Genomic DNA, 13,154 nt, shown 5'->3' with positions numbered 1-13,154 from the left:
ACCCCCACACTCGATAGTGAGACCGTCCCACATCGAGAGCCCACAGCGAAGGGGTAAGCGAGTGTCGCTTCGAAGAATGACGGTGGCCGCAATGGCGATCGCCACAGCGCTGACCATGTCCGCATGCGGATCGGACGATCCCGCCCCGCCGAACACCACCACCACGACATCGGCAACGTCGACCGCCGAAACATCGCCCCCACTCGAACTGCCCACAGCGGCGGAGCTCAACGAGTTGATGGAGCGGGGACTCGATCCTGCAACGCCCGTCGAGGAGAAGGTCGCGATGGTGGAAGGGTCCGAGCAGGATCCGAATCTGTTTGCTCAGGTAGCCGCGGCCGCGCAGCAGGCCGGTGCGCAGGTACAGGTTCTGGACCCCGTGATCGACAACGGTGACGGGAGCGCGAGCGCTCAGCTGCAGCTCACCATCAACGGACAGGTTCAGCAGAACAACCTTCCGGCGATTTTCGTACCGGGGCCGGACGGGACGTGGCGCCTGTCGAAGGCGACGGCGTGCTCGATCGTGGCCATCGCACAGCTCACCTCACCGGCATGCCCTGCCTGATCGTGCGAGCTCACACCGCTTCCAGGACCTCCCCGATCTCCTGAACAGCTCTGTTGTGCTGATCGGCGATCAGGATGTGCCCGGCCGCGATGGTCAGCGCAACCGGCCATTCGATGATTTCGACGGCCGCGAGGAGCCCGATCGCGGCGAAGAACGCCAACTGTTCGGGACGTGGGACGGGTACACGCCCGAGTAGCGGTAACTGGACGGTGAAGCCGGACGCCTCCCGCACCCGTGCGACGGCGTCCCGGTGTGCGTCGCGGCTCGGTGTTTCTTCGGCCCTCGGTGTGTTGTCGGCCATAGTTCGCCTCCCTAATCCGTGCTGTTCACCTGCCGGTCACGTTGATCGAGGACTGTGACCGATGTGTTGATTTCTGCAGCCCGGACCGCTGTCGGTGCCGTCTCCGCCCCCGGCGACTTCTGGACCGGCGCGGTGACACGCGCGCTCACTCCCCCGTTGCACGAGGTGTATGCCGTATTGGTGAGGGCGGGCGTACTCGACATCGTCGACTGATCTCCCGCCAGCTTCGCCAGGATTCCCGGTGCGAATGCGGCGGCTGCGGTGGCGGCCGCCGCCGACCCCAGTGCCTGCGTCCACCCCACCGGACCGAGGGGTGTGCATCCGAGTAGCTGGCTGACGCCGGGCGTGCTCACCAGCACCGTCAGGGCGGCGAGCGAACCACCCGCTGTGAGCACCACCAACGGGCTGCGTGAATCGATGAGCGTTTGCCCGAGCTGCGTTCCGACCAATGCCACCAGTCCCACGGTGGAGGCGCGGCGCTGCCTGCCCGTCAGACTCGCCATCGTCCACGCCGTCGTCGCACCCATCGCAGTCGCGGCACCGCGGATCGCGACTGTGCGCCACAAGGCCGCACTGTCGGGTCCGCGGCCTTCTCCTCGCGCCTCCTCGTTGGGCGGACTCACCGCGAGCGCCGCCGCAGGCAAAGCATCCGTGAGGACATTCACCAGGAGCAGCTGACGCGCGGTCAGCGGTGACTTACCCGCAGTCGCGCTCCCGATCAGTGCAAACGCCACCTCACCGGCATTGCCGCCGAGGAGGACGGACACCCCCGCCTGCACGCGCCGCCACAGTTGCCGCCCTTCGTCCAGGGCGTCGAGCAGTGCGTCCACCCGGCCGTCGAGGAGGACCACATCGGCCGCGCTGCGGGCCGGATCGCTGCCGCGGGAACTGACACCGATACCCACGCTGGCCGCGCGGATGGCCGCCGCATCATTGGCACCGTCCCCGACCATGGCGCACACGCGTCCGGCGCGCTCGAGAGTCTGCACCACCTGCACCTTGTTCTCCGGAGTCATCCGCGCGAACACGAGGCACTTCTCGACGGCCTCCTCCTGACCACGATGCGACAGGGTGTCCCAGTCGGAGCCGCTGATCACTTGCTCGGACGACACGGTCAATCCCAGTTCCTGTGCGATGGCGGTGGCAGTGACGGGATGGTCGCCGGTGAGGAGCCGCACCCCGACCTGCTGGCGTTCCAGTTCCGGCAGCAGCCCGGCAGCTTCCGGACGCGGTGTGTCCGCGATCCCCAGAAATCCGACGAGTTCGAGCCCGCTGCTGCAGAGTTTCTCGAACACCGCACCGTCGTCGGCAGCGCGCCGGGCCTGGAACGCGGTGACGGTGCGCCGCGCGACGGCGATCACCCGAAGCCCGTCCGCGGCCATCGCGAGGACCCGGGATTGCACTTCGTCGTCGTCGATGTCGGGGCATGCGGCCAGAACCGTCTCCGGTGCACCCTTGAGACACAGGTGTGTGCCGGACAGCGCCGCCGAATAGGGTCGTCCCGATCGAAACGGGAGGTAGGACCACTGCGCCTCGTCGCCGCAGTCGAGCTGCTGGGCGGCCTCCGCGATGGCGACGTCGGTGGCATGGTCTGCCGGACGTCCGTCGGGCGTCACGGCACTACGCGCAGCGCACATCAGCAACTCGTCGTGGTCGACGGCAGGCTCGGGCACAACTTTGATGACGCGAAGCCGGTTCTCGCTCAGCGTCCCCGTCTTGTCGAAGCACACGACGTCGACGCGGCCGAGTGCCTCCACCGAGCGCGGCGCTCGCACAAGAGCATTCGACTTGGTCAACCGGCGCGCCGCCGCCTGTTGCGCGAGAGTGGCGACCAACGGCAGCCCCTCGGGAACCGCCGCGACCGCGACCGCGACGCCGCTGGTGACCGCCTGACGCAGTCCCGTTCCGCGGAGGAAGCCGACCGCGGTGACGAGGGCCCCGCCCCCGACGCTGACCGGCAGCACCCGGTCGGTGAGGCTGCGCAGCTGAGCCTGCAAGCCGACGTGCGATGCACCGGTGGGACTGATCGCCCCGGCACGTCCCGCCTCCGTCGTCTCCCCCACGGCCGTGACGACCGCGGTGGCCGTTCCGGTGAGGACGGTGCTACCGCCGAACACCATGCAGGAGCGCTCGCTCAGCGGTGCACCGGGTGTCGGCGACGTCTGCTTCGGGACCGGCAGCGACTCCCCGGTGAGGGAGGATTCGTCGACCTCGACACCGGACACCTCGATCAACCGGCCGTCCGCGGGAACGACCTCTCCCGGACCGATCTCGATCACGTCACCGATTCGCAACCGCGAGGCCTCGACGCGCTCGCTGACGCGCTCCTCCGGGGATCCGCTCACCCGATGTGCGGGCGGATCACCCGCAGCGAGGAGCCGGCTCAGCAGTCGTTCCGCATGCAGTCGCTGCACGGCGGACAATGCCGCGTTCCCGGTCAGCACGGATCCCACGAGCACAGCGTCGATCGGCGAACCCAGCAGAGCGCTCGCCGCCGAACCGGTCGCGAGAATGGGTGTCAGCGGATCCGACAGTTCGGTGCGCATCGCGCGGCCGAAGTCCCAGACGAGTGCCACCGGCCAGGCCGCGAGACTGCTACCCCATTCGAGCGGTGCCAGCGCCCAGTCGAGCGCACGGGGGCGCGCACCGATGTCGCCGTCGCCTTCCTGAGCAGGAAGGAGTCGCCGCACTTCCTCGACAGGCATCTCGTGCCACGCATGCACGGGGGCCGACGGCGGAACGGACGCCTTGATCACGCGCCGCGCCAGCGAGTGTCCCGTCCACAGGCCGGCCGCCGCACCGGCCGTGATCGGCCCCGGGCCCCGGCCGCGCACACCGGGAAGCATGAGGAGTGCGCCGAGTACCGATGCTGCCGTGGCGATCTCGACGCCACGGCGGCTCGCGGTCCGCGCGTCGGGCAGTGCACGGAGAATTCGCCACACCCCGGCGAGATCATCGACGAGCACGTCCGCCGGCCACGGCGGGGCCGCACCGTCCACCAGGACTCCGATGCCGACATCAGCGGACGCCAGCGCGCTGGGCGCTCCCGCGGCCACCACCGCAACAGTCGCCCCCTCGGCCTGCAGATGAACGACCGCGTCGCGAAGATCGCGGTCGGGTGAACCGAGGAACTCGCCCGCGCCACTGCTGGGATGGAGATCGTCGAATGCTGACCGGAGACTCCCGAGGGACTCCGTGTCCACGGAGACCACCGCGACTCCGGAGGTGCGTGCCTGCGCGAGCACCGCGGCCGCGAGCGGGTGATGAGCCGGTGTGACGAACACGGCAGCGTCCTCGTGTTCGCCTGCAGCGCCGAGTTCACCCGGCAGGTCGGCCAGCAGGTGCCAGCCGGGCCCGAGCTCTTCGCGGTCGACGGCCGATCGAGCGGCTTCCCATACCTTGGTCCGATCGGCGTCGCGCACTCCGCGGATGCGACTGACACGCAGCTCCGCCGTCTGCAGAATCGACGGATCCATCACGACCGTGTCTACCCGGTCGAGGCACCGGAGCGCGCCGGGGCGCAACGTCAACGCGCCGTGGCGGTCCGCCAGACCACGTCCCAACGTGGCCGCGAATGTCTCGCGGGCGGTGCGGGTCGCCTTGGGGGCTGCGACCAGCACGGCGTCCCCTGCCCCGGCGGCACTGCGTGTCGCGACACCGACGGTGGCCGCGCCGACCAGCTGCGCAATAGCCGCGCGGTCGGCATGCCGTTCGACGGGACCGGATGTGCGGTCGGGTGGTTGCTGATGCGGGGCGGTGTGATCGGCAGCGTTCGCCGCCAGCTGAGGCTCCCGGCGGTGCCAGGCCTGCCGGGCAGACCACGCTTCGGCGGTGAGCGCCGACCGCAAACCCACGTCCACAGCGAGGGACGACGGCGCCTGGCGAATGACATCGCTGAGTGCCTGGGCGGTGGCCAGGACGAGTTCTGCCGCATCCGGCCCCAACCGGTCTTCGACGATTTTTCGCAGTCGCGGCTGATAGTTCACGGCCGTGACCACCGTGGTCACTGCCGAACCGGGCACCTGGGGAAGACGCAGGGCGCGGCCCGCGATGGCCACAGCCAGGCCGGTGGTGACCGCCGCCAGAGCGAGACAGCTCTCAGCAAGCGTCACATCGTCGCCCGGCAGTTCCGACGGGTGGTCGCGATCGTCGCCGGTTCGCGCCCGCTTCTCGGCGGTGGACACGATGGCGCTCAGCTCCTCGACCGACGGGCCACCCTCGGCGTGGGACACGATCAGCCGGGACAACGGGCGGTTGAGCTGCACGCTCTGAACGCCGGTAGTGGCGCGGACCGCGTCGAGTACCTCGGCGGCCACGTCGTCGCCGCGGGGACTGTCGAGTCCTCGAACCTCTATCCAGACCCGGCCACGCCCGGCACTGGTGCGGCGTGCCGGCGTTCCGCCCACCGCCTCGGCGGCGATCGACGTAGCGACCCGAGCGGTGGTCGTCATCAGATCGGCCGCAACGGCGCCGCTGTGCGTCACCACACCCACCCCGAAACCGACGCTGCGTACCGGTACGGACGCGGCGGCGGCGAGATATCGACGTAAACCCACGTCGCCTACTTCGCCCGCGTCGATCGTGAGGTCGACGCCGACCCTGCACGCGACCTCGAGGGCGGTAACGCTTTCGCCGGGGTCTTGCCGGCAATCGCCTTCTTCGCCGGGACCGACTTCTTTGCGGGGGCTTTCTTGGCGGAACCGTCCTTGACGGGAGGTTTCTTTGCGGCGGCCTTTTTCGCGGCGGCCGGTGTGCCGGCCGGCATCTTTGTTGCCGCAGCCGCCGTCTTTGCCGCAGCCGCCGTCTTTGCCGGGGCCTTCTCGGCAGGAGCCGCCTTCTCCGGTGCCGGGGCGGCCCCGGGAGAGGGCGCAACGACCGACGTCGCCGCAGGGTTCGAAGCAGAAGCAGCGCCGGAGGTAGGAGCAGCGCCGGAGGTTGGAGCAGGGTTCGCGGCCGGCACATCCCTCTGCGGCGGTGACGAGGTGACGGATTCCGAATTTGTCCGAACGCGGGAACGGGCGGCGTTGATCTGCCGCAGCGCCAACGCCGTTCCCCCGACAGCGACGACCACCGGCCACTCGACGAGACCGATCGCACCTACCGTGGCCAACGTCGCTACCGCCGTCGACGTCGAATGGCTGCCGCTGTCGAACCCGCTTCGGGCCCCACTCGCGGCGCCGCGCACAGCCCCGGTCGCGATGCCGCGCAGACCGCCGACGACGCTACCGATCGCGGCACCGCCGACCGCACCGACAGCACTCGTCGTGGCGGTCGCGACCCCGGTCACGGCACGTACAGTGCCGTCGACGATGTCCATATCGGCTCCCCTCGGCTGTGTCCACAGACCACCGCGACGCGGCGGCATCACACACTGCGTTACCCACCCCAGGGTATTCTCAATCCCGCAGACCGGCGAGCCAGGTTTCGCAATACCTGGCCGATACTCAGATGCTGTTCTGCCTCAAGTCAATTCGCTCGCCCTGCTCGGTGCGCCAGAAACTCCACCCGTCGTGCGTCTCCACGTCACCGCTGATATGACTGGCAACCGCACTGGCCGCGGTGGTGGGGTCGGGAAAGCGGCGGCCCTGCATCGGACCGCGCACGATTTCGAGGCTGTGTGTATCGGAGTCGAAGCGCCCCACCAACCGGTACCCCTCGAAGTCGGCGACCACCTCGAGTCGGGTATCGATCACCTCGTCCAACAGAGCGGCCGCTTTGGCGGGCTTCTTCCGGGCATTCGTACGGGCCAGCGCGTCGGCGTGCAGCACCTCCGCGGTCTTCGCCCGCTGGGCGTCGCTGTACAGGCTCGGGTCTTTCGCCCCCGACAGTCCCAGCAAATCCCAGCGACCGCGTCCGTGCGCGACGCGACTCAGTGGAATGGCGTGGTGTCCGGTTCGCGTGCGGCCGGGGGTGTCCATCATCCACAGGTCCACCTCGGCGCGGATGTCGTCGGCGACCTCGGCGGACGGAACCACGAAGAACTCGTGAGGTTCGCTCGCCAGGTCGACGAACACCCAGAACTGCGAGCCGGTGTCGTCGTCGTCGAGCGACTCGTCCTGCTTGCGGGCCTGCCAGTCGCCGCTGAGCTTGGATCGCACCCGCACGATGCGGCTCTGGCCGTCGTCACCCCAGACCTGAACAGGATTGCGCCGCGAATGGGTGAGCCGGACTGCTTTGCCGCCCCGTTCCGTGACGTCGGCGATGAAGGCCTGGATTCCCCGGCTGGCGGTGTCTTCCACTTGTGTACGTGTCCATCCGTGATGCTGCGTCCCGTACGCAGGTGGAGAGAGGTGTGGCGACGGGTTTGCACAGCACGACTCGGCGTTCTTCCCTCACCATACGTGCAACTACCCGCCCAGCGGTATCACCCGAGCGCGCGAGCCGCATCCCGCGCCTCGGCGAACCACGCCGACGCCGGCGCGCCGGGCTAAGCGTCCACCACGGAGTGTTTCGACGCACTGTGACGTGCTTTGCTGCTCACAGCCGATGCGGCAGCGAGCGCTTCCTCGAACTCGCGTCGACCCGATTGCGATCCGAGCAGCATCGCGAGCCGGGTGAGGAAACCTTCCCGGTCCGTCTCGTCCGCCTGGTCGAGTGCCTCCGACAGTCCCATCCACACGTTCTCGCGTACCAGTTCCTCCGGTGTCGCACCGGCCTCGGTATGAGCGGGGACGACACCGGAGGTCGGCGCGGTTGCGGACCGCAGGTGCTCGTGGATCTGCCCGAGCAGCGACACATCGCGGATTCGGCACAGGACGAGCCCGTCCGGGCGGATGACGAACAACTCCCCGTCGGACGCGCCGAGTGCCCGCGAGAGCACACCGTCACCGTCGTCGAGCACCGTCAGGTCGGTGGCCGGGTCCACCTCGACACCGGCGGGAGGAGCCACGATCGCCCGCACCGATTCGGGCGACAGCGCCATGGCGAGGGCGGCAGCGTGAGCCGCGGTCACGTCTGCCGCTGCGGCGTCGAGTCCGATGCCGAGCACGGCGAATCCCGTTCCGCGTACCTCGTTCAGTGACGACTCCACCGTGCCGCTCGTCGTGACGACGCGCACCCGCCGATCCTCCATCGGGTCGCCGGGCAGCACTCCGGTCGTGCCCGGGGCCACCGGCCAGGTCAACGGCGACAGGTGTGCGTGCGTGGCGCTGGACTGTCGCGGGTTGATCAGGTGAGCGAACTCCGGACGCGTGGTTGCCAGCGCCAGCACTGCGTCGCGGGTGGTCCGGTAGCCGTGACTCCCCGGCGACATGATGAGCGTCGACTTGCCGGCGTTGTCGACGTTCTGCTGCCACGCCCCCCGGCGTTCCGTCGAATACGCTTGCAGCAGCACCTCGTCGGCGGTTCCGTGCACGACGGCGGCAAGCTGCCAGGCCAGGGTCTCCGCGTCTTCCATTCCGGAGTTCAACCCGCGCACACCGAAGATCGGCACCAAATGGGCGGCGTCACCCGCGAACAGAATCCGGTCGTACGTGAAATTCTCCAATGCGAGCGCGTGCGCTCGGTAGAAACCGTGCCATTCGAGGGTCCACGGCACGTCGTTCTCGAGCCACTCGAGGTGCCGGGTGATGCGGTCGCGGATCCGGTGTTCCTGGGTTTCGAGTTCGGCGTCGTCCGAAGCATCGAGCTGGTAGTCGATGCGCCAGATGTCCCGCGGCTGCTGGTGCATGATGATCGTGGACCCGGGATTGCTCGGCGGATCGAACCACACCATCCGCTCGGCAGGCAGCTTCGACTCCCAGTGGATGTCGGCGATCACGTAGCTTCCCTCATAGCTGTTGCCCTGCAACCGAAGTCCTGCCAACTCGCGCATCCGACTTCGGCCACCGTCCGCGGCGACGACCCAGCAGGCACGGAGCGTCCGCGCGCCGAAGGCGGTATCGATGTCGAGCGTCACTTCCCTGCCCGTCCGCGCGACGCCCACGACGCGCGCCGACCAGTGCAGCGTGATCAGCGGATGCGCGAGCAAAGCCTCGGTCATGATCTGCTCGATCTCGGACTGCGAGACGTTGACCATCGGTCCCCGCACATCGTGCTCGCTGTGCGGCATCTGGAAGTGCAGCACCTCCTGGTCGCGGTAGTAGCTGCGACCGCCGACCCATGGAAGAACGATCTTCTCGAGTTCGGGTCCGACGCCGAGTCGGGCCGCCACCTCGAGGCTGTGCCGGGAGATGCAGATGGCGCGGCTGCCGAACGACACCTGGTCGGCAGACTCGAGGACCGTTACCGCGATTCCGCGCTGCGCGAGTCCGAGCGCGACGCCCATGCCCACCGGCCCGGCGCCTACCACGACGACGGGCAGTGGCTCGTCACCCGTGGTCATCGACGTGAAGTCGGTCGCCGGGTATTTCGGGGGTTGAAAGTAAGTGGACATGTCAGGAAACCTTCTCTTCGTCGCGAAAATCGTTCGTCTCCGGCAACAGCAGAATGGCGACCAGACTGACGACCGCGATCACGACGAAGTACGCGGTGACGGCCATCGAGTTCTCGAACATCCGGAACAGCCACGTCGCCATGAACGGCGCCAGCCCGCCGCCCAGGATCGCGCCGATCTGGTAGCCGAGCGACGCCCCGCTGTACCGGATGTGCGCGGGGAACAGTTCGGCGAACAATGCCGACTGCGGGCCGGCGGTGGTGCCCAGAACCGCGGCCATCACGACCATGGCGAGCAGCATCACCGGAATCGATGCCGTGTCGATCAGCGGGAAGAACACCGCCGCCATGACGACGAGCGCCACCGAACTCCAGGTGTAGACGCGCCTACGACCGAAGGTGTCGGATTTTGCGGCCGAGATCGCCATTCCTGCCATCCACACGGGGCACGCCACGATCAACAAGGTGAGCATCGTTCCGCGGCTGAAGCCGAGTTCTGTGGTGCCGTAGGTGAGGACGTAGACCATGAAGACGTAGGCGATGCCGTTGGTCGCGATGAAGGTGCCGGCCGCCAGCAGGACGGTCCGCCAATTCTTGGTCAGAACCTCGACGATCGGCATCTTGACGACGGCGTCGGTCTTCTTCACCTCGGTGAAGGCGGGACTCTCGAGCACGCCCAGGCGGATCCACATCGCGACTCCGACCAGTACCGCGCTCATCAGGAACGGCAACCGCCACCCCCATGTCTGGAACGAATCGTCCGGCAAGAGCTGAGTGACGGCGAGGAACACGACGTTGGCCATGATCACCCCGGCGGGTACGCCCATCTGCGGCGCGGCGCCATACAGTCCGCGCTTGCCGGCAGGCGCGTTCTCGGTGGCCATGAGGACGGCCCCGCCCCACTCGCCGCCGACGCCGATGCCCTGGACGAACCGCAACACCACCAGCAGGATGGGGGCGGCCACACCGATCGCCTCGAAGTTGGGCAGCAACCCGATGCCGACGGTCGCGGCGCCCATCATCGTCAGCGACAACACCAGCATGGACTTGCGGCCGATCCGGTCACCGAAGTGGCCCATGACGACGCCACCGATCGGCCGGGCGATGAAACCCACGGCAAAGGTGGCGAACGCGGCCAGTGTGCCGGCGAACGTCGAGGCGCCGGGAAAGAACTGGGGTCCGATCACCAGGGCGGCGGCAGTGCCGTAGATGAAGAAGTCGTACCACTCGATCGCGGTGCCGACGAAGCTAGACAGGACCGCCCTGCGAGCTTCCTTGGGAGACACCGTCGGTGCCGCCTCGGTGATTGCCGTCATGAATCTGCCTTCCCGTCTGCCGCGCACACTCATCGCGCTAGGAAAACAATGACGCGCCTCACAAGCCTTGAAAAGCGGGACTATCCCCGGTTCATGTGCGGAAAATCCGCGGAAGGTGGAAGAGGCCCAGCTCAGGCGGGATCGCCGTCGCCGGCATTGGTGGAAACGAACCGGATGAATGCTCGCGCCGCCCGGCTCAGCGTCGCCCCCTGATGCCAGGCGACCACCACGGTCACCGACGGCGGCTTCGGTTCGGCGATCGGTTTCACCACAACGGGCAGGCCTTCATAGGTCACGTCGACCCGGGGTCGCTGGAGCAGCAGCGTCCATCCCAGCCCACGCCCCACGAAGGCACGGGCCGTTTCGAAGTTGGCGGTGCGGTAGGCCACACGCGGGGCGAACCCGGCGCCCCGGCAGACGTCCATCGCGTGATGGGTGCTCGGCGGCGCGTCCAGCAGGACCATCGGGTGCTCGGCCAAGTCCGCCAGTCGCACCGGTCCGTCGACGCCTGCCAGCGGGTGTTCAGCCCCGAGCACCACCATCGGCTCGCGGGTCATCAGGGGAACGGTGCGCCACTCGGGCGACAGCTCGAGGTCGTACACGATGGCGACGTCGAGTTCGCCGCCTTCGAGTTCGGTGCGGAGCCGGTTCTGCGTGTCTTCCCGGAACTCGACGGAAGCCCTCGGATACTCGGCGGTGAACGAGTAGAGCATGGCCGGCAGAATCGTCGGCCCGAGCGCCGGATAACACCCGACCGCAATGGGGCCGGCCACCACACCTCCCGCACCCGACGCGTCGGCCTGCAATTCGCCCGCCTGCTGCAACAGGGTGCGTGCCCGGGACAGCACCGCTTCGCCCGTCGGCGTCAACTGCACCCCGCGGGCGCGGCGGCGGACGCACAATTGGGCCTTCAGTGCTTTTTCGAGGTCGGTGACGGCCGCGGACAGCGCGGACTGCGACAGATGCAACCGCTCGGCAGCACCGCTGATGGTGCCCGTTTCCGCGACAGCCACGAACGCCGCCAGCTGGCGCATCGTGTACGCGGGAACGTTGTCGGTCCGGGGCATGAACGACACGGTAACGTGCGCCGCCGGTCAGCGAACAGGTCTGAAGCCTGCTCCGAAGCTCTGCTGTGCGTCGATGTCCGCCAGGATGGGACCGATCTTCCCGTAGATGAACGGCGCCTCCGGGGCGGCGTCGAGCCCGGCGCTGATTCCGACCAGCTTGTCGCCCACGACGAGCGGCCCACCCGAATCACCCGGACCCATGAGGGCCCAGTTCTGCAGATGAATTCCCGCGAAGGCAGCTAGGGCACCGCACGTCTTGCCGGTGGTAGGGCCGTATTTACAGGCGATGTTCCAGGGTTCCGCGTCGCCGACACTATTCACGACGACGTCACTGCCCTCGCCGTACCTACTCGGCGCGACGACCGCCGGATTCAATTCGAGCACCGCGTAATCCACCGCATGGAACGTTCCGGCGGGATTCGTCGACCAGATGTCGGTCTCCCACCCGATCGGTCCGCGGTCCGCCTCCCCGATCTTGTAGATGGGGGTGCCGGCCTGCTGATGGCAGTGCCCGATCGTCAGGGCGACGAGACGGCCGGCATCGTCATTCCCGACGGCCGCGATGGTGCAGAAGCCGTCGACGTCGGGATTCGTCGTGTATGCGGTGCCCGGTCCGACATGGACACCCGGGTCGGCATGCGCTGCAGGCGTACTCACGAAGGCGACAGCCAGCAGCCCGGTGAGGAGGAGAAGTGCTTTCTTCATGGTCAGTCCTGTCCGCCTGCCGACGCGTGGTCCCGAAGCTCCGCGGCCAGCCTAACCGACGTCGCCCCGGACGGCGCGTCGATCGGCGGCGAGCATCCTTGCACCACAGGCGTTCAGCTCCGAGACAGTGCGCCGGGGGACGCACTGTCTCACTCACATCGGGGAGCTCGTGGCCAGCAACACCCGCAGGCTGTCGGTGACGACGCGGGCGGAGATCGTCGGATCGATCGCGCGCTGAATGCCCAGGCCCACGCCGAGACCGAGGATGCTGCTCGCCGCGTCCTCGGCCGGCATCGGCAGCGTGACCCCGAGCGACTCCGTGAACGACGTCAAGAGGTTCACCGCGATGTCGCGCGCGGCGCCGAGTGTTGCGGCGAGCGCCTCGCGCAGCTCCGGATCGTGCCGGGAGAGCACGATCAGTTCGAACTCGAGCATCGTCCATCCCACGTCACCGAGAGTGTTCTCCGCCCAGGACTCGAATGCGCCGAGCCGGTCTTCCGCGGTGTCGCCGTGGCCGAGCGCAGCCGCGATTTCGGCACCTTTCGTCGCGTGGATCAAACCGAGGACCTCGAGGCACAACTCCTTCTTGTTCTTGAAATTGGAGTAGACCGCGCCCTTCGAGTAGCCGGCCGCGTCGGCGACCTTTTCGAGCGACGTTCCCGCGTAGCCGTCGGCCAGAAAGAGGTCCCGTGCTATGGACACGAGGTGCGCACGTGTCTGTGCCTGACTCTCCGACCTGGTCAAACGCCCCATGTGCACCCTTTCTTCGGCGGCCTTCGAGATTAATCCAACTTTTCATATACCGTCGGTATCTGAAATCTGCTAGG

At 68.0% G+C, this 13,154-nt stretch carries 10 protein-coding genes and 1 pseudogene; 2 read left to right on the top strand and 9 right to left on the bottom strand.

The window, feature by feature from the left end; all coding sequences use genetic code 11:
• Positions 1-61: 61 nt before the first annotated feature.
• Positions 62-565, top strand: a complete 504-nt coding sequence (locus tag ACH49N_RS26170) for a hypothetical protein (RefSeq protein ID WP_358277513.1) — start codon at positions 62-64, stop codon at positions 563-565.
• A gap of 10 nt (positions 566-575) precedes the next feature.
• Here the strand turns inward: ACH49N_RS26170 and ACH49N_RS26165 are convergent, their stop codons facing one another.
• The gene (locus tag ACH49N_RS26165) at positions 576-866 is read right to left on the bottom strand and encodes a hypothetical protein (RefSeq protein ID WP_358277511.1); all 291 of its coding nucleotides are present in this window, start codon (positions 864-866) and stop codon (positions 576-578) included.
• 54 nt (positions 867-920) lie between these two features.
• Between ACH49N_RS26165 and ACH49N_RS26160 the strand changes: the two genes are divergently transcribed.
• The gene (locus tag ACH49N_RS26160; protein WP_358277559.1) at positions 921-1,079 is read left to right on the top strand and encodes an Rv1535 domain-containing protein; all 159 of its coding nucleotides are present in this window, start codon (positions 921-923) and stop codon (positions 1,077-1,079) included.
• 34 nt (positions 1,080-1,113) lie between these two features.
• Here ACH49N_RS26160 and ACH49N_RS26155 read toward each other — a convergent pair.
• From ACH49N_RS26155 to ACH49N_RS26120, 8 genes and pseudogenes are all read right to left on the bottom strand, one after another.
• Positions 1,114-5,422, bottom strand: a pseudogene (locus ACH49N_RS26155) (cation-translocating P-type ATPase); the annotation flags it as partial.
• Positions 5,423-5,427: 5 nt separating this feature from the next.
• Complete coding sequence (locus ACH49N_RS26150) at positions 5,428-6,183, bottom strand: hypothetical protein (protein WP_358277509.1); 756 nt, start codon at positions 6,181-6,183, stop codon at positions 5,428-5,430.
• A 127-nt stretch (positions 6,184-6,310) separates the two neighbouring features.
• Positions 6,311-7,105 carry a hypothetical protein gene (locus ACH49N_RS26145; protein WP_159920754.1) on the bottom strand — a complete coding sequence of 265 codons (795 nt, stop codon included), beginning with the start codon at positions 7,103-7,105 and terminating at the stop codon, positions 6,311-6,313.
• 188 nt (positions 7,106-7,293) lie between these two features.
• A complete protein-coding gene (locus tag ACH49N_RS26140) occupies positions 7,294-9,240 on the bottom strand; it encodes an FAD-dependent monooxygenase (protein ID WP_358277507.1) in 1,947 nt (648 codons plus the stop codon).
• Position 9,241: 1 nt separating this feature from the next.
• Positions 9,242-10,555, bottom strand: a complete 1,314-nt coding sequence (locus ACH49N_RS26135; protein WP_358277505.1) for an MFS transporter — start codon at positions 10,553-10,555, stop codon at positions 9,242-9,244.
• A 131-nt stretch (positions 10,556-10,686) separates the two neighbouring features.
• Complete coding sequence (locus ACH49N_RS26130) at positions 10,687-11,622, bottom strand: LysR substrate-binding domain-containing protein (protein ID WP_109328204.1); 936 nt, start codon at positions 11,620-11,622, stop codon at positions 10,687-10,689.
• 27 nt (positions 11,623-11,649) lie between these two features.
• Positions 11,650-12,327: a S1 family peptidase gene (locus ACH49N_RS26125; RefSeq protein ID WP_250770540.1), complete on the bottom strand. Its 678-nt coding sequence runs from the start codon at positions 12,325-12,327 to the stop codon at positions 11,650-11,652.
• 153 nt (positions 12,328-12,480) lie between these two features.
• Positions 12,481-13,080 carry a TetR/AcrR family transcriptional regulator gene (locus ACH49N_RS26120; protein ID WP_358277503.1) on the bottom strand — a complete coding sequence of 200 codons (600 nt, stop codon included), beginning with the start codon at positions 13,078-13,080 and terminating at the stop codon, positions 12,481-12,483.
• Positions 13,081-13,154: the final 74 nt, after the last annotated feature.

Origin of the sequence: Rhodococcus sp. NPDC019647, assembly GCF_044389235.1 — a bacterium.
GTDB lineage: Bacteria > Actinomycetota > Actinomycetes > Mycobacteriales > Mycobacteriaceae > Rhodococcus_F > Rhodococcus_F oxybenzonivorans.
The sequence above is the reverse complement of the archived record's forward strand: the minus strand, read 5'-3'. Positions and strand labels throughout refer to the sequence as shown.